Genomic DNA, 17,252 nt, shown 5'->3' on the forward strand with positions numbered 1-17,252 from the left:
AGAGCCTACGGCGGACCGCGTTCGACGGCGAACTACGCTGGAGGGATGCCATACTCCGTTTCGCGCCAGGATTCGTACGACTCGACATTGCTTCAGGCGATGTCGCGTCGTGTACTGATCGGTGACGGGGCCATGGGCACGATGCTTCAGGCCGCCGACCTCACGGTCGACGGCGACTTCCTCGGGCTCGAGGGTTGCAACGAGATCCTCAACGACACTCGCCCGGACGTCCTCGCCGGCATCCACCGCAGCTACTTCGAAGCCGGGGCCGACGTCGTCGAGACGAACACCTTCGGCTGCAACCTGTCGAACCTCGGCGACTACGACATCGCCGACCGCATCCGCGAACTCGCCTACAAGGGGACATCGATCGCTCGCGGAGTCGCCGATGAGATGGGCCCGTCGGCCGACGGGACCGACCGCTACGTCCTGGGCTCCATCGGGCCCGGCACAAAACTCCCCAGTCTTGGCCACACCACGTTCGCAGTGATCCGCGACGCGTACCAGGAGTGTGTGCTCGGCATGCTCGAAGGCGGTGCCGACGGCATCCTGATCGAGACGTCCCAGGATCTGCTGCAGCTCAAGGCGGCCGTCATCGCGGCGCGTCGTGCGATGGACGAGATGGGCCGCCATCTCCCCATCATCGCGCACATCACCGTCGAGACCACCGGAACGATGCTTGTCGGATCCGAGATCGGTGCCGCGCTCGCGGCGATCGAGCCGCTCGGCGTCGACGTCATCGGCCTCAACTGCGCCACCGGCCCCGCCGAGATGAGCGAGCACCTGCGTTACCTGTCGAAGCATGCGCGAGTGCCGGTGTCGGTGATGCCGAACGCCGGGCTCCCGGTCCTCGGAGCAAACGGCGCCGAATATCCGCTCACCGCGCCCGAGATGGCCGAAGCGCTCGCCGGGTTCGTGCGCGACTACGGTCTGCGGTTCGTCGGCGGTTGCTGTGGAAGCACCCCCGAGCACATTCGCCAGGTTGCCGCGGCGGTCGCAGGCGTGGAGCCCAAGGGCCGCACCCCGGAGCACGTGTCGGAGACGTCGTCCCTGTACACCGCTGTGCCGTTCGATCAGGACGCGAGCTTCCTGGTGATCGCCGAACGGACCAACTCGAACGGTTCCAAGGCGTTCCGCGAGGCGATGCTCGCAGGCGACTACCAGAAGTGCCTGGAGATCGCGAAGGACCAGACACGCGACGGCGCACACATGCTCGATCTCAACATCGACTACGTGGGCCGGGACGGCGCCGCGGACATGACCGAACTCGCGTCGCGCTTCGCCACCGCGTCGACGTTGCCGATCATGATCGACTCCACTGAACCGGATGTCATCCGGGCAGGTCTGGAACATCTGGGCGGTCGATGCGCCGTGAACTCGGTCAACTACGAGGACGGCGACGGCCCGGACTCGCGTTTTGCGCGCATCATGCGGCACGCGGTGGAGCACGGGGCCGCGGTGGTCGCGCTGACGATCGACGAGGAGGGCCAGGCCCGAACCGCCGACCACAAGGTCGCCATCGCCGAGCGGCTCATCACGGACATCACCGAGAACTGGGGCCTCGCCGAAGAGGACATCATCATCGACGCCCTCACGTTCCCCATCTCCACGGGCCAGGAGGAGGTCCGGCGCGACGGCATCGAGACGATCGAGGCGATCCGCCGTCTCAAGCAGGCTCACCCCACCATCCACTTCACGCTCGGCATCTCGAACATCTCGTTCGGACTCAATGCGGCGGCCCGCCAGGTGCTCAACTCGGTGTTCCTGCACGAGTGCGTGCAGGTGGGACTCGACACGGCCATCGTGCACGCTTCCAAGATCCTGCCCATGGCTCGGATCCCGGACGAGCAGCGGGAGACCGCGCTCGACCTCGTCTACAACCGCAGACGTGAGCAGGGGACCGACGGACCCGACGACAAGGGCTACGACCCTCTCCAGAAGCTCATGGAGTTGTTCGAGGGCGTGTCGGCGGCGTCGGCCCGCGAGTCGCGGGCCGCTGAGCTCGCGAAGATGCCGCTCTTCGAGCGGCTGGAACGCCGCATCGTCGACGGGGAGCGCAACGGCCTCATCGACGACCTCGACGAGGCCCGTGAGACGGTGCCGCCGCTGTCGATCATCAACGACACCCTGCTCTCCGGTATGAAGACCGTCGGCGAGCTGTTCGGCTCCGGTCAGATGCAGCTGCCGTTCGTCCTGCAGTCCGCCGAGGTGATGAAGGCCGCTGTCGCCCACCTCGAGCAATTCATGGAGGCCTCGGACGAGGACGGCAAGGGCCGGATCGTGCTCGCCACCGTGAAGGGCGACGTCCACGACATCGGCAAGAACCTGGTCGACATCATCCTGTCGAACAACGGCTACGACGTCGTCAACATCGGCATCAAGCAGCCCATCGCCACGATTCTGTCGGTCGCGGAGGATCAGCGTGCCGACGTCATCGGTATGTCGGGGCTGTTGGTGAAGTCGACGGTCGTGATGAAGGAGAACCTCGAGGAGATGAACTCGCGCGGCAAGAGCGAGTTCCCCGTTCTCCTCGGCGGCGCGGCGTTGACCCGCACGTATGTCGAGGGTGATCTGGCTGACATCTACGAGGGCGACGTGCGCTACGCCCGTGACGCGTTCGAGGGCCTGACCCTGATGGACGAGATCATGGCGATCAAGCGCGGGGAGGGACCCGATCCGGACAGCCCGGAGGCCAAGGCGGCCGCGGCGAAGGTCGCCGAACGCAAGGCGCGTCGGGAGCGGTCGCAACGGATCGCCGCGAAGCGCAAGGCGGCTGAGGTTCCCGTCGAGATACCTGCACGGTCGGATGTCGCCGTGGACAACGAGATCCCGGAGCCGCCGTTCTGGGGCACCCGGATCGTCAAGGGCATCCCGGTCGCCGAGTATTTGACGTTGCTCGACGAGCGCGCGTTGTTCCTCGGTCAGTGGGGACTGCGCGGCACACGGGGCGACTCCGGTCCCGACTACGAGGAACTCGTCGAGACCGAGGGGCGACCGCGCCTGCGCGAATGGATCTCGCGCCTGGCCACCGAAGGGATCCTCGCCCACGCGGCCGTCGTGTACGGATACTTCCCGGCCGTCAGCGAGGGCGATGTGGTGCACGTTCTCGAGTCGCCCGATCCGTCGTCACCGGTCGTGCACAGTTTCGAGTTCCCCCGGCAGCAGCGGACTCGCTTCCTGTGCATCGCGGACTTCATCCGCTCCCGCGAGGACGCGATCGCCGCCGGCCGTGTCGACGTTCTGCCGTTCCAGCTCGTGACCATGGGCCAGCCGATCGCCGACTTCGCGAACAAGCTGTTCGCCGGCGACGAGTACCGCGACTACCTCGAGGTGCACGGTATCGGCGTGCAACTGACCGAGGCGCTCGCCGAGTACTGGCACCAGCGAGTGCGGAGCGAACTGACGTTCGACGGCGGTTCGATGGCCGACGGCGACCCGGACAGGCCGCAGGGGTTCTTCGACCTCGAGTATCGCGGTGCACGCTACTCGTTCGGCTACGGCGCATGCCCGAACCTCGAGGACCGTGCGAAGATGGTCGATCTCCTCCAGCCGGAGCGCATCGGCGTGGAACTCTCGGAGGAACTCCAGCTGCATCCCGAACAGTCGACCGACGCGTTTGTGCTCCATCACCCGGAAGCGAAGTACTTCAACACTTAGAGTCGACCCGGAACCGATCGGGACGGAATCCGGTCGTCATGCAGGAAGTGTGCGGAAGCACCTAGGGTGGAGCGTGGAACGTCATTCGCCCCCACCTACAGGAGGACCACACGTGATCGAGGACGCAGGCCAACCGGGAGCTGTCTTCTGGGACATGGACGGCACGCTGCTCGACACCGAACCACTGTGGGAGCGAGTCCTCGTCGAGTTCGCAGACAAGGTGGGTACTGAGATGACGCAGTCATTGCGGGATTCGACGATGGGCAACAGTTCACCCGACGCGATGACCAAGGTGTACGACGCGGCACTCGTACCCGAGTCCGGCCGCGACTTCGAAGCCGACGAGGCCTGGATGGTGCAGCGCGTCATCGATCTCTTCGCGTCGGGGACGCCGTGGCGACCGGGGGCCGTCGATGCACTCGACATGATCGCGGCTGCCGAGATCCCGATGGTGTTGGTCACGAACACGATGCGGGAGGTCACCGACGTCCTGCTCGACACGATCGGCCGGGAGCGTTTCGTCGCGACGGTCTGCGGCGACGAGGTGGAGGCGGGTAAGCCCGAACCGCACATCTATCGCAGAGCCGCCGAACTGGTCGGCCTGCCGGTGAGCCGTTGCCTCGCCGTGGAAGACTCACCGACCGGTGCGGCCGCGACGTTCGCCGCAGGCGTTCGGGCGATCATCGTGCCGTCCGCCATCGCAGTCCCGCCTCGGGCCACGTACACATTCCGCGACACCCTCGTCGGCCTTACCGTCGACGACCTCGCCGCGGCCCTCCGCTGATCGACACGGGGCCATCGGTGCGCGAGGCGACGGGTACGACGCGGTACCTCTCCGGACTGGCGGTCGGCATCGCGGTGGGTGCGGTCATCGGGTTCGCCGCGCACCGGTGGGCGCTCGCCGCGCTGTCGGTGCTCCTGGTCAGCGCGGTCGTCTATCTCGTGTGGTCGATCAGCCTGCGCTGGCCTGCTAGTGCCGCCGCCACGCGAGACCACGCGACCCAAGCGTCCGAAGACGAGGAGATCGGCGACATCGCCGTTCTCTCGGTGCTGGCCGCGACCCTGGCGACGGTCGGGGTGCTCCTGCTCGCGGCGAACGGGCCCGACGAAGTCGTGTACGCGAGCATCGCGGTGGTGGCGGTCGTCGCCGCCTGGGGAATGCTGCACATGCTGTACACGGAGAAGTACGCCCGCATGTACTACCAGGGCGGAGTCGGCGGCATCGATTTCAACTCCGATGATCCGCCGCGCTACGTCGACTTCTTCTACTTCTCCTTCAACCTCGGGATGACGTACCAGGTGTCTGACACATCGATCACCGACACGGCGTTCCGGGCCGTCAGCCTCAAGCACTGCCTGGTCAGCTACGTGTACGGGACGGTCATCATCGCGTGCACCATCAACCTGGTGATGAATCTCGTCGGCTGAGCGGGGCCAGCAGCGCCGAAGACCGGCGGCGATCCCTCGTGTGCCGACCCGTCGAACTTCTTCAGGGGGCGCGTCACCGCAGCACGTGACAACCCGACCGGGCGTCGTCACGCGCGGCGTGCGAAAATACGGGACGTGAAAACCTTCGACGAACTCTTCGCTGAGCTGGCAGACAAGGCCCAGTCCCGCCCCGAAGGCAGCGGCACGGTCGCCGCACTGGACTCGGGGATCCATACCCTCGGCAAGAAGATCATCGAAGAGGCCGGCGAAGTGTGGCTGGCGGCCGAGCATGAGTCCGACGACTCGCTCTCCGAAGAGATCTCGCAGCTCGTCTACTGGCTCCAGGTGATGATGATCAAACGCGGCTTGACCCCGGCCGACGTGTACAAGTACCTCTGAGCCGACCCAGCTACCTCTAGGAACACCCTCATGTTGCGTGTTGCAGTCCCCAACAAAGGCGCGCTCTCCGAAGCCGCCGCCACGATCCTCTCCGAGGCGGGTTACCGCAAGCGGTCCGACCCGAAGGACTTGTCCGTCATCGACGTCAACAACGACGTCGAGTTCTACTTCCTGCGCCCGAAGGATGTCGCGATCTACGTCGGCGCGGGCACACTCGACCTCGGGATCACCGGTCGCGACCTGGCTGCCGACTCCGGCGCCGAGGTGATCGAAGAAGTCGCGCTGGGTTTCGGTTCGTCGACCTTCCGGTACGCGGCTCCGAGCGACCAGACGTGGACCGTCGACGACCTCGCAGGAAAGCGGATCGCGACGTCGTACCCGAACCTGGTGCGCCGGGACCTCGCCACCCGCGGCATCGACGCCGAGATCATCCGTCTCGACGGCGCCGTTGAGATCTCCATTCAGCTCGGAGTCGCCGACGCCATCGCCGACGTGGTGGGTTCAGGACGAACCCTGCGCCTCCACGACCTCGCCGCATTCGGCGAATCGCTCTGCGACTCCGAAGCGGTCCTCATCCGGAACCCGGAGTCGGCGGAGCCGTCGAAGGCGGCCAAGCAGTTCATCGCGCGCGTGCAGGGCGTCGTGTTCGGCCAGCAGTACGTGATGATCGACTACGACTGCCCGAAGCCGCTGCTCGACGCCGCCGTCGCGATGACGCCCGGACTCGAATCGCCCACGGTGTCGCCGATGCTCGACCCGGAGTGGCTCGCGGTCCGCGCGATGGTTCCGCGCAGGTCGCACCAGTCGTTGATGGACGATCTGTCGGAGCTCGGCGTGCGCGCCATCCTCGCTTCCGACATTCGGTCCTGCCGGTTCTGACGCTCGGCGGCTGATGATCGTCAGCCGCTAACGTCGACGATCATGTCGGTCTGGGCCGATCGCCCGAGGAAACCTGTGACGTCGTAGAGGTCGGCGAAACTGGCGCCGTAACCGCCGCGGCCGACTGCGAGGTCGGAGTCGATGCCGAGCCACGGACTGGTGGGCTGCCCGACGAGGTGGACGGTCGTGTCCATGTTCATCCACGACCACTGAGTCGGGTCAAGGCGGGTTCCGACACCGTTCGCGACGTCGAGGACGGTGAAGACGGCGACCAGGTTCGTCGACACCTCACCCTCGACGAGGGGCAGCATCGATTTGATCCACGTGGCGGGTGTCTGCCCGTTGCGGCCCTCTTGTCGGGCTGTGACCGCGGTGCCGATGAACCCGATGCGACCCCACGGGACGGGAGCGTCGCCGTCGTCCGGGAAGCCGACCACCTGAGGCAGTTCGTCCGGTGTGGCGGTGAGAGGTTCGACGGGACTGTGCGCGGCAGCGGACGAGTCTGTCGCCAGTATTCGCCAGGCGACGGTCCGGCCCGCGAGTCGGTACTCGCCGTCGGGCAGTTGCACTTCGAGCTCGGCGGTGACCTGCGAGATACGGCGGCCCGGGCGCGAGACCCAGGCCTTGACGCGGTTCACGCCGAGCCCCATAGCTCCCAGGATCTCCGTGGTCACGCGACTGAACTGCTGGCCGTCGTCATCGACGGCGCGAGTCATCGACCGCATCATCAGTCCGGCGGGCGGGCCACCGTGCTGCAGATCAGCCGACCAGACGCTGATCGTCGCCTCCGTGGGCTGGAAGTACTCGAACTCGGGGTCGGCGCCGGCGGGCGCCGACAGCGGCACGTAATAGCTCGTCGCCGTCGATTCACGATCTGCCATGGGCGTCACTCTATGCTGATAGCAGTTCGTGCCCTGCTCTCGACCCGTTAGGAATCAGCCACCGATGCCGACCACCGGCCCGTTCGCCGAAGGCGACCGCGTTCAGCTCACCGACTCCAAGGGACGCAAGTTCACGGTGGTCTTGGAACCCGACAAGCAGTTTCACACACACCGCGGCGGGATCGAGCACAACGACTTGATCGGCGCCGACGAGGGTTCGATGGTGAAGTCGGCCAACGGCACCGAGTACCTCGCGCTGCGGCCGCTGCTGACCGACTACATTCTGTCGATGCCGCGCGGCGCGCAGGTCATCTACCCGAAGGACACCGCTCAGATCGTCGCCGAGGGAGACATCTTCCCGGGTGCGAGGGTCCTCGAAGCGGGCGCAGGGTCGGGGTCGCTGACCCTGTCGCTGCTCCGCGCCGTGGGACCGAAGGGCTCGGTCACGTCGTACGAGGTGCGCGACGATCACGCCGAACACGCGGTGCGGAACGTCGAGACGTTCTGGGGTGGGGCCCCGGACAACTGGAAACTGATCATCGACGATCTCGCCAACCATGATCCTGCCGATCAGTTCGACCGAGTCATCCTCGACATGCTGGCGCCGTGGGAGCACCTTGAGCTCGTGTCGAAGGCACTCAAGCCCGGAGGCGTTCTGACCGTGTACGTCGCGACGGTCACCCAGCTCTCCAAGGTGATGGAGGGTCTGCGTGAACTCCAGTGCTGGACCGAACCCCGCGCGTGGGAGTCGTTCGTCCGCGATTGGAGCGCCGTCGGTCTGGCGGTGCGGCCGGAACACCGTATGCAGGGACACACGGCATTCCTGATCACCGCGCGACGACTCGCCGACGGCACCGAAACCCTGCGGGTGCAGCGCCGTCCGACACGCGGGTAGCGTGGAAGGCGTAGCGATGAAGGAGGCCCGATGACCCCGACTGTGCAGTCAGGCGCGGAGTCCGGTGCGAGTGGAGACAGTCCGCAGGAGCGGATCGAGAAGCTCACCACCCGGAACACGAAGCTGACCGAACTCCTCAAGGAGGCGCGTCAGCAATTGATCGCCCTTCGCGAAGAGGTGGACAATCTCGGTCAGCCGCCGAGTGGCTACGGCGTCCTCCTCGGGGTGACCGACGGCGACACCGTCGACGTCTTCACCTCGGGCCGCAAGATGCGTCTCACCGTCTCGCCCAACATCGACACCGAGGCTCTCCGACGCGGTCAGTCGTTGCGTCTCAACGAAGCACTGACAGTCGTCGAAGCACTCGGGTACGACGAGGTCGGCGAGATCTCCACACTCCGCGAGATCCTGGCCGGTGGGCGCCGCGCGCTCGTCGTCGGACACACCGACGAAGAGCGAGTGGTGCAGCTGGCCGACACCCTGGTTCACCAGGGTGACGGCGGTGAGAACGAACGCAAACTGCGCCCCGGCGACTCGCTGCTCGTCGACGGCAAGGCGGGGTACGCGCTTGAACGAATCCCCAAGGCCGAGGTGGAAGACCTCGTTCTCGAAGAGGTCCCCGACGTCGACTACGAAGACATCGGCGGTCTCCGGCGTCAGATCGAGCAGATCCGTGATGCGGTGGAGCTCCCGTTCCTGCACAGTGATCTCTTCGCCGAGTACTCGCTGCGGCCGCCGAAGGGTGTGCTGCTCTACGGTCCGCCCGGCAACGGCAAGACTCTCATCGCCAAGGCCGTCGCCAATTCGCTCGCCCGTCAGATCGCTCAAGTCCGGGGCGACGACTCCAGCGAGGCGAAGAGCTACTTCCTCAACATCAAGGGCCCTGAGCTCCTCAACAAGTTCGTCGGCGAGACCGAGCGGCACATCCGCCTGATCTTCCAACGCGCCCGCGAGAAGGCGTCCGAGGGCACCCCGGTCATCGTCTTCTTCGATGAGATGGATTCGATCTTCCGCACCCGCGGCTCGGGTGTCTCATCCGACGTCGAGACGACCGTCGTGCCGCAGCTCCTGAGTGAGATCGACGGCGTCGAGGGCCTCGAGAACGTGATCGTGATCGGCGCGTCCAACCGCGAGGACATGATCGACCCCGCTATTCTCCGGCCCGGTCGCCTGGACGTGAAGATCAAGATCGAGCGCCCCGACGCCGAGTCTGCCGTGGACATCTTCACGAAGTACCTGACGACTGACGTGCCGCTGCATGCGGACGAGGTCGCCGAGTTCGGCGGAGATCCTCAGGCCTGCGTCGACGCGATGATCCAGCGGGTTGTCGAGCGGATGTACGCGGAGACCGACGACAACCGGTTCCTCGAGGTCACCTATGCCAACGGTGACAAGGAGATCATGTACTTCAAGGACTTCAATTCTGGCGCGATGATCCAGAACATCGTCGACCGTGCGAAGAAGTACGCGATCAAAGCGCACCTGGACAGTGGACAACGCGGTCTGCGGATCGGTCACCTTCTCGATTCGATCCTCGACGAGTTCGCCGAGAACGAGGATCTGCCGAACACCACCAACCCCGACGACTGGGCGCGGATCTCGGGCAAGAAGGGCGAGCGGATCGTGTACATCCGGACGCTCGTCACCGGCAAGGGGACAGGCGCGAGTCGCGCTATCGACACCGAGTCGAACACCGGCCAGTACCTCTGACTCGTTCCGGGCCGGGACACGCCGCGTCGTCATTCCGGTGAACGGGGCGCTCGCCATTGACCGGCTAGTCTGATTCGGTGACGAGCACTCCAGGTATCACTCCGCTGCAAGTTCGGGTCGGACAGGGCAAGGCCCAGGTCGTTCGGACGTCGCCTGCCTCGCTCGGTCGGACGCCCGACAACGAGATCGTGGTCAACCATCCGCTCGTGTCGCGCAGGCACCTGTCAGTCGAGTGGTCGGCGTCGGAGGGCTGGCAGGTCATCGACGCGGGCAGCACCAACGGCATGTACTCGAACGGTGTGCGACAGAACGTCGTGACCGTCGGAACCGGCACCCGTGTGCAGCTCGGTGACGGCCAGACCGGACCGACCCTTGAACTGACCCCGCAGGCGCCCGCGCCGAAGACGCTCGTTCCGGAGCAGCGGACCACACCGATCCAGTCCGGGCCACAACGGGCTCAGCAGCCCCCGCAGGCGTCGACCCCTCCGCCGAAGCCGCCGACCCGGCCTCTCGGCGGTCCGGCTTCTGCACCGTTCAGCGGCCAGCATCCCCAGGCATCCCAACATGCCCGGCCATCCCCGTATCCCCAGTCGGCTCCTTTCCAGGCCCAGCCGGGCGAGCGGGGTTGGCGTCCGGCACCGCGTTTCGGTGAGCTCCAGAACGCACCTCACCTTGCTGCGCTTCACCAGAACGCCTCTGCCGTGTTCCAGGTGCCGGGGGAGCTCCGCAACAACGGCCGGGAGACGATCTCGTTGTCCGGCGTCCAGTCGATCGGCCGCACCCCGGACAACGACATCGTGGTCAGCGACGTCCTCGCGTCGCGGCATCACGCGCGGCTCTCGTCCAGTCCGCAGGGGCTGCTCCTCGAAGATCTGGGAAGCGTCAACGGCACCTTCGTCAACGGTCACCGGGTCATGGCTCACCGGCTGAGCGAGAACGACGTCGTCACGATCGGCAACTCCGACTTCGTCATGTCCGGCGGGGCACTCGTCCGCGGTCGGCCGCAGGTCGAGGTCGCCGGCGGTGTCCAGGTCGACTCGGTGAGTCTCACCATCGACGGCAAGACCCTCCTCAACGACATCTCGTTCAACGCCGCGCCGGGCACGCTGACGGCCATCATCGGTCCGTCGGGTGCGGGCAAGTCGACGGTCTCGAAGATCGTCGCCGGACTCGGAAATCCAAGCGTAGGCCTTGTCACGTTCGAGGGGCGCGGCGTGCACACCGAGTACGAGGCGCTCCGCACCCGTATCGGCATGGTCCCGCAGGACGACGTCCTGCACCGCAAGCTCACCCTCCGCCAGGCCCTCCGGTACGCGGCTGAACTACGCCTGCCCGCCGACTTGAGCACGGCCGATCGCGACCAGGTGATCGACGGTGTGCTCAGCGAGCTCCAGCTCACCGAGCACGTGGACACCCGGGTCGACAAGCTCTCCGGCGGTCAGCGCAAGCGTGCGTCTGTCGCGATGGAACTCCTGACCGGCCCGTCACTGCTGATCCTCGACGAGCCGACGTCGGGACTCGACCCCGCGCTCGACCGTCAGGTGATGCAGACACTGCGCCGTCTCGCCGACGCAGGCCGTGTGGTCCTTGTTGTCACTCACTCGCTCACGTACTTGAATTTGTGCGACCAGGTGCTCCTTCTCGCACCGGGCGGCAAGACCGCCTACTGCGGGGCCCCGAAGGAGGTCGGAGCAGAACTCGGCACCACCGACTGGGCGGAGATCTTCGCGTTCACCGCCGATCAGCCCGACGCAGCGTGGGCGCGCTACCGGCAGCGACATCCGCATACGTCGAAGCCGCCTGCAGCGCCACCGAGCGGCCCGCCGATCACTGTGCCGCAGGCCTCCGGTGGACGTCAGGCGAGCACGGTGTTCCGCAGACAGCTCCGTTTGATCCTCGCCGACCGCGGCTATCTGGTGTTCTTGCTGCTGCTGCCGATCGTGCTCGGTCTGCTCACGAAGGTGATCCCGGGCGACCTCGGCTTCGGCAAAGCCGAGGTAGGGCTGCCCGGGCCCGGTGAACTGCCGAAGGTCTCGGTGGAAGCAGTTCAACTTCTTGTCGTCTTGGTGATCGGCGCCGCCTTCATGGGTGCCGCCCTGACTGTTCGCGATCTGGTCGGCGAACGTCCGATCTTCGAACGGGAGCGAGCGGTCGGCCTGCGTCCCGGCGCCTATCTCTTGGCCAAGGTCGTCGTGTTCTTCCTTCTCACCGCCGTGCAGAGTGCAATCATGCTGGGCATCTGCTTCGCCCTCAAAGGCGTTCCGGAGGAAGGCGGAGTGTTCCTCCCTCCGGCGGTGGCGCTGTTCGCGGCGATCACCGCACTCGCATGTGTCAGCACGCTCGTCGGCCTCGCGATCTCGTCGATGGTGAAGTCGAACGAACAGACGATGCCGCCGTTGGTCATCGTCGTGATGGTTCAACTCGTGTTCTGCGGCGGTCTGTTCCCGATCACTGCGGCCGGCGCAGCTCAGCTGGGGTGGGTCTTCCCGGCCTATTGGGGATACACGGCGGCGGCTCAGGCAGTTGACATCCCGGTGATCAATCCTGATGCGGCGCAGGTGAAGACGACCCAGACCGAGAGCATGAAGTACCCGTTGTGGGAGCCGACGGCCGCGCACATGTTGATCTCCTACGGTGTGCTCGCACTGATGGCTACGCTGCTCATCGGGCTGGTGTACTCGCGCCTGCGACTGCATCGACGCTGACCGTTACGCTGAACCCCATGGAGCGCATCATCGGCACGGAGGTCGAGTACGGCATCTCGGCTCCCGGAGATCCCTCGGCGAACCCGATCATGACCTCGACGCAGGCGGTTCTCGCGTATGCGGCGGCGGCGTCGGTCCCGCGACGTGACCGTCGCACGAGGTGGGACTACGAAGAGGAGTCGCCGATGCGCGACGCCCGCGGGTTCGACCTCGGCCGCCATTCGGGCCCCGCGCCGATAATCGACGCCGACGAGATCGGTGCGGCGAACATGATCCTCACCAACGGTGCGCGTCTCTACGTCGACCACGCGCACCCGGAGTACTCCGCGCCCGAGGTGACCGATCCGCTCGACGCTGTGATCTGGGACAAGGCGGGGGAGCGCGTCATGGAGGAGGCCGCGCGATTCGTCGCCAGCGTGCCAGGGGCTCCGCGCCTGCAGTTGTACAAGAACAACATCGACGGCAAGGGTGCCTCGTACGGCACTCACGAGAACTACCTCATGCGACGCGATACGCCGTTCGAAGCCGTCATCACCGGGCTGATGCCGTTCTTCGCGTCACGCCAGGTGATCACCGGCTCGGGCCGTGTCGGTATCGGGCAGCGCGGGGAGGAGCCCGGCTACCAGTTGTCGCAGCGGGCCGACTACATCGAGGTGGAAGTCGGGCTGGAGACGACACTCAAGCGCGGCATCATCAATACGCGGGACGAGCCGCACGCGGATCCGGAGAAGTATCGTCGTCTGCACGTCATCATCGGCGACGCGAACCTCGCCGAGACCGCGACGTACCTCAAGGTCGGCACCACCTCTCTGGTCCTCGACTTGATCGAGGCGGGCGTCGACCTGTCCGATTTGGCACTCGCCTGGCCGGTGGACGCCGTGCACCAGATCAGTCACGATCCGACGCTGCGAGCGACGGTGGCCCTCGCCGACGGTCGTGAACTGACCGGTCTGGCACTACAGCGCGAATACCTCGCGCGGGTGACGGCGTTCCACAACGACCGGAACTCCAGCGACGAACGTGCCGCGCACGTGATCGCGACCTGGGCTGACGTGCTCGACAAGCTCGAACGCGACCCGATGGAATGCGCCGACGTCCTCGACTGGCCTGCGAAGCTCCGCCTGCTGGAGGGATTCCGCCAGCGTGAAGGACTCTCCTGGTCGGCGTCGCGCCTACAGCTCATCGATCTGCAGTACTCGGACGTCCGGCTCGACAAGGGGCTCTACAACCGGCTGGTGGCGCGGGGCTCGATGAAGCGTCTCGTCACCGAAGAGCAGGTGCTGGCCGCGGTCGCGAACCCGCCCGAGTCGACCCGGGCGTACTTCCGCGGTGAGTCCGTCCGGCGATTCGGCGCCGATATCGCGGCCGCGAGCTGGGACTCGGTGATCTTCGACGTCGGGTCGGACAACCTGGTCCGTATCCCGATGCCGGAACCGTTGCGCGGCACCAGAAAGCACGTTGGTGAGCTCCTGGAGTCCGCGACGTCGGCAGCTGCTCTCGTCGAGGAGCTCACAGCGGGCTGAAACCGGCGGTTCGCGGCCTCCGGCCCGGTGCGGCACCGGTAGGGTTGATCACACGACGATCCTTTCCAGGAGGCGAAGATGGCGCAGGAGCAGACCAACCGCGGTGGCGGCGCAGGTGACGACGATGTGATCGGTGGCGGAGCCGCCGGTCAGGAACGCCGCGAGAAGCTCACCGAGGAGACCGACGATCTGCTGGACGAGATCGACGACGTCCTCGAAGAGAATGCCGAAGACTTCGTGAAGGCCTACGTCCAGAAGGGCGGGCAGTGATCGCCGGTCGCGGCGGCCGCCCAGCACACGACATCTCGTCGTTCACCGAGTACTTGCGGGTGACCGCCCCGGATCAGTTGCCGGGCGGCGCGTCCCTCACGGGTGCGCCGATCAATCTCGACCAAGTGCCCCACGGCACGACGATCGTGGCGATCGCCTATCGCGGCGGTGTGATCCTGGCGGGTGACCGCCGCGCGACGATGGGCAATCTGATCGCGACGCGCGACGTTGAGAAGGTGTACGTCACCGACGAGTACTCGGCGGCGGGCATCGCAGGCACTGCCGGTATCGCCATCGAGATGGTGCGTCTGTTCGCCGTTGAACTCGAACACTACGAGAAGATCGAAGGTGTTCCACTCACTCTCGACGGCAAGGCGTCTCGTCTGGCGTCGATGGTGCGAGGCAACCTCGGCGCCGCCCTTCAGGGCCTCGCGGCGATTCCGCTACTCGTCGGTTACGAGCCGTCCGGCGACGATCAACGACGCGGACGGATCTTCTCGTTCGACGTGGCCGGTTCTCGACATGAGGAGCGCGGCGGTTACGAGGCGATTGGCTCGGGAGCGGTGTTCGCCCGCTCGTCGCTGAAGAAGTTGTATCGGTCGGACCTCACGGCCGCCGAGGCGCTCTCCGCGGCAGTCGAGGCTCTCTACGACGCTGCGGACGACGATTCCGCCACGGGTGGACCCGACCTCGTGCGCCGCATCTTCCCGACCGCGGTTCGCATCGACGACGACGGTGCGCTCGCAGTGGACGAGGCGGAGATAGCGACTGCCGCCCAAGCCGTCGTCGACCGACGGTTCCAGCGCAGCCGAGAGGATGACGCATGACGTTTCCGTACTATGCGAGCGCCGAGCAGATCATGCGCGACCGTTCGGAGCTCGCGCGCAAGGGAATCGCACGCGGCCGGAGCGTGATCGCCGTGACGTATGCCGACGGCGTGCTGTTCGTCGCGCACAATCCGTCCAACACCCTGCGCAAGATCAGCGAGATCTACGACCGGATCGGGTTCGCGGCCGTCGGCAAGTACAACGAGTTCGAGAGTCTCCGCAAGGCCGGGATCCAGCTGGCGGATCTGCGTGGGTACTCGTACGACCGTGCCGACGTGACCGGACTATCGCTCGCGAGCGCGTATGCGAACACTCTCGGCACGGTCTTCACCGAACAGGCGAAGCCGTTCGAAGTCGAACTGTGCGTCGCTGAAGTCGCTCGTGCCGGGAGCGCAACTCCCTCGCAGCTGTACCGCATCGGTTACGACGGCTCGATCGTCGACGAACGGTCGTTCCTGGTGATGGGCGGATCCACCGAGCCCGTTGTCGCCGCGATGAAGGACGCCTACCGCACCGACATGCCCCTCGCCGAAGCGTTACGGGTCTCCGCTCTCGCGCTCGCACCCGTGAACGCCGACGGCGAGGGCGCGGCGGCGGCGCCATTGACCGCCGACGACATCGAGGCCGCCGTCCTCGACCGCACCCGACCGAGGAGAGCGTTCCGACGTCTCACCGACGACCGGGTGACTGCACTGCTTCGAGAGGACTGACGTGGAACGCCGCATCATGGGCATCGAGACCGAGTTCGGTGTCACCTGCACCTTTGAGGGGCAGCGTCGACTGAGCCCGGACGAAGTCGCTCGGTACCTGTTCCGTCGTGTCGTCGCGTGGGGCCGGTCGTCGAACGTCTTCTTGGAGAACGGCGCGCGACTCTACCTCGACGTCGGGTCGCATCCCGAGTACGCGACGGCCGAATGCGATTCGGTGGCGCAACTGATCGCTCACGACCGCTCCGGCGAACGGATCCTCGAGGAGTTGATCGTCGACGCCGAGCAGCGGTTGGCCGATGAAGGGATCGGCGGCGACATCTATCTCTTCAAGAACAACACCGACTCGGCGGGCAACTCGTACGGCTGCCACGAGAACTACCTGGTCAATCGGATGGGCGAGTTCGGTCGAGTGTCGGACGTGCTGCTGCCCTTCCTCGTGACGCGCCAGTTGATCTGCGGCGCAGGGAAGGTTCAGACGGTCGGTCAAGAGACCCGGCTGTGCCTCTCGCAGCGCGCGGACCACATCTGGGAGGGCGTGTCGTCGGCCACTACACGTTCGCGTCCCATCATCAACACGCGCGACGAACCGCACGCGGACGCGGAGAAGTACCGGCGGATGCACGTGATCGTCGGCGACTCGAACATGTCCGAGACCACAACGATGCTCAAGGTCGGCTCGGCCCTGCTCGTATTGGAGATGATCGAGTCGGGAATCTCGTTCCACGACTTCGCGCTCGACAACCCGATCCGGGCGATCCGCGACATCAGCCACGACACCACCGGCCGACGGGAGGTGCGCCTGGCAGGGGGACGCACGGCGACCGCCTTGTCGATCCAGCGTGAATACCACGCACGTGCTGTGATCCATCTGGAGAACCGCACCCCTGATCCGGTGATGGACCGGGTCGTCGACCTCTGGGGTCGCACGCTCGATGCCGTGGAGTCGGGAGATTTCAGCGGTGTCGACACCGAGATCGACTGGGTCATCAAGCAGAAGCTGTTCCGTCGCTACCAAGACCGGTACTCGATGGACCTCGGCGACCCGAAGATCGCCCAATTGGACCTCGCCTACCACGACATCCGTCGGGGTCGTGGCGTATTCGACCTTCTGCAGCGCAAAGGGCTCGCCGCACGGGTGGTCACCGACGAGGAGATCGACGCCGCCGTCACGACGCCACCGCAGACCACGCGCGCAAAACTGCGTGGCGACTTCATTGCGGCGGCGACCAAGGCGCAGCGTGACTTCACTGTCGACTGGGTTCACCTCAAACTGAACGATCAGGCACAGCGCACTGTTCTGTGCAAGGATCCGTTCCGAAATGTGGACGAGCGCGTCGATCGGCTCATCTCGTCGCTCTAGCCTCTACG

Annotated in this window: 14 protein-coding genes; 13 read left to right on the forward strand and 1 reads right to left on the reverse strand. The window is 66.0% G+C overall.

Annotated features, from left to right (window positions below; all coding sequences use genetic code 11):
* Positions 1 to 45 precede the first annotated feature (45 nt).
* From metH to hisG, 5 genes are all read left to right on the forward strand, one after another.
* Entirely contained in the window at positions 46 to 3,657 is a 3,612-nt protein-coding gene (metH, locus tag JVX90_RS08115; protein WP_205331851.1) for a methionine synthase, read from the forward strand.
* Between the two features lie 112 nt (positions 3,658 to 3,769).
* The gene (locus tag JVX90_RS08120; RefSeq protein ID WP_240194097.1) at positions 3,770 to 4,441 is read left to right on the forward strand and encodes an HAD family phosphatase; all 672 of its coding nucleotides are present in this window, start codon (positions 3,770 to 3,772) and stop codon (positions 4,439 to 4,441) included.
* 17 nt (positions 4,442 to 4,458) lie between these two features.
* Positions 4,459 to 5,085: a DUF1345 domain-containing protein gene (locus JVX90_RS08125; protein ID WP_240194098.1), complete on the forward strand. Its 627-nt coding sequence runs from the start codon at positions 4,459 to 4,461 to the stop codon at positions 5,083 to 5,085.
* Positions 5,086 to 5,220: 135 nt separating this feature from the next.
* Positions 5,221 to 5,484 carry a phosphoribosyl-ATP diphosphatase gene (locus tag JVX90_RS08130; RefSeq protein WP_205331852.1) on the forward strand — a complete coding sequence of 88 codons (264 nt, stop codon included), beginning with the start codon at positions 5,221 to 5,223 and terminating at the stop codon, positions 5,482 to 5,484.
* 30 nt (positions 5,485 to 5,514) lie between these two features.
* Complete coding sequence (hisG, locus tag JVX90_RS08135; RefSeq protein WP_205331853.1) at positions 5,515 to 6,363, forward strand: ATP phosphoribosyltransferase; 849 nt, start codon at positions 5,515 to 5,517, stop codon at positions 6,361 to 6,363.
* Positions 6,364 to 6,383: 20 nt separating this feature from the next.
* On the opposite strand, the gene JVX90_RS08140 is transcribed toward hisG, so the two are convergent.
* Complete coding sequence (locus JVX90_RS08140) at positions 6,384 to 7,244, reverse strand: thioesterase family protein (RefSeq protein ID WP_205331854.1); 861 nt, start codon at positions 7,242 to 7,244, stop codon at positions 6,384 to 6,386.
* Between the two features lie 64 nt (positions 7,245 to 7,308).
* Between JVX90_RS08140 and JVX90_RS08145 the strand changes: the two genes are divergently transcribed.
* From JVX90_RS08145 to pafA, 8 genes are all read left to right on the forward strand, one after another.
* A complete protein-coding gene (locus tag JVX90_RS08145; protein WP_205331855.1) occupies positions 7,309 to 8,139 on the forward strand; it encodes a tRNA (adenine-N1)-methyltransferase in 831 nt (276 codons plus the stop codon).
* Between the two features lie 30 nt (positions 8,140 to 8,169).
* Positions 8,170 to 9,849 (forward strand): proteasome ATPase, encoded by a 1,680-nt coding sequence (gene arc, locus JVX90_RS08150; RefSeq protein ID WP_205331856.1) that lies wholly within the window; start codon positions 8,170 to 8,172, stop codon positions 9,847 to 9,849.
* A gap of 104 nt (positions 9,850 to 9,953) precedes the next feature.
* Positions 9,954 to 12,554 carry an FHA domain-containing protein gene (locus JVX90_RS08155; protein ID WP_240194158.1) on the forward strand — a complete coding sequence of 867 codons (2,601 nt, stop codon included), beginning with the start codon at positions 9,954 to 9,956 and terminating at the stop codon, positions 12,552 to 12,554.
* A gap of 17 nt (positions 12,555 to 12,571) precedes the next feature.
* Positions 12,572 to 14,077, forward strand: a complete 1,506-nt coding sequence (gene dop, locus JVX90_RS08160) for a depupylase/deamidase Dop (protein WP_205331858.1) — start codon at positions 12,572 to 12,574, stop codon at positions 14,075 to 14,077.
* A gap of 78 nt (positions 14,078 to 14,155) precedes the next feature.
* On the forward strand, positions 14,156 to 14,347 hold the full coding sequence (locus tag JVX90_RS08165; protein ID WP_008376216.1) for a ubiquitin-like protein Pup: 192 nt from the start codon (positions 14,156 to 14,158) through the stop codon (positions 14,345 to 14,347).
* Complete coding sequence (prcB, locus tag JVX90_RS08170) at positions 14,344 to 15,174, forward strand: proteasome subunit beta (protein ID WP_205331859.1); 831 nt, start codon at positions 14,344 to 14,346, stop codon at positions 15,172 to 15,174. The genes JVX90_RS08165 and prcB overlap by 4 nt, the downstream gene beginning before the upstream one ends.
* Entirely contained in the window at positions 15,171 to 15,884 is a 714-nt protein-coding gene (prcA, locus tag JVX90_RS08175; RefSeq protein ID WP_205331860.1) for a proteasome subunit alpha, read from the forward strand. The genes prcB and prcA overlap by 4 nt, the downstream gene beginning before the upstream one ends.
* A 1-nt stretch (position 15,885) precedes the next feature.
* Positions 15,886 to 17,244 (forward strand): Pup--protein ligase, encoded by a 1,359-nt coding sequence (pafA, locus tag JVX90_RS08180; protein ID WP_205331861.1) that lies wholly within the window; start codon positions 15,886 to 15,888, stop codon positions 17,242 to 17,244.
* Positions 17,245 to 17,252 lie beyond the last annotated feature (8 nt).

The organism is Gordonia sp. PDNC005 (assembly GCF_016919385.1).
Classification (GTDB): domain Bacteria; phylum Actinomycetota; class Actinomycetes; order Mycobacteriales; family Mycobacteriaceae; genus Gordonia.

Coding starts and splice junctions, on each gene's coding strand:
- metH (WP_205331851.1), top strand. CDS start 46: ATGCCATACTCCGTTTCGCGCCAGGATTCGTACGACTCGACATTGCTT.
- hisG (WP_205331853.1), top strand. CDS start 5,515: ATGTTGCGTGTTGCAGTCCCCAACAAAGGCGCGCTCTCCGAAGCCGCC.
- JVX90_RS08140 (WP_205331854.1), bottom strand. CDS start 7,244: ATGGCAGATCGTGAATCGACGGCGACGAGCTATTACGTGCCGCTGTCG.
- JVX90_RS08145 (WP_205331855.1), top strand. CDS start 7,309: ATGCCGACCACCGGCCCGTTCGCCGAAGGCGACCGCGTTCAGCTCACC.
- arc (WP_205331856.1), top strand. CDS start 8,170: ATGACCCCGACTGTGCAGTCAGGCGCGGAGTCCGGTGCGAGTGGAGAC.
- dop (WP_205331858.1), top strand. CDS start 12,572: ATGGAGCGCATCATCGGCACGGAGGTCGAGTACGGCATCTCGGCTCCC.
- JVX90_RS08165 (WP_008376216.1), top strand. CDS start 14,156: ATGGCGCAGGAGCAGACCAACCGCGGTGGCGGCGCAGGTGACGACGAT.
- prcA (WP_205331860.1), top strand. CDS start 15,171: ATGACGTTTCCGTACTATGCGAGCGCCGAGCAGATCATGCGCGACCGT.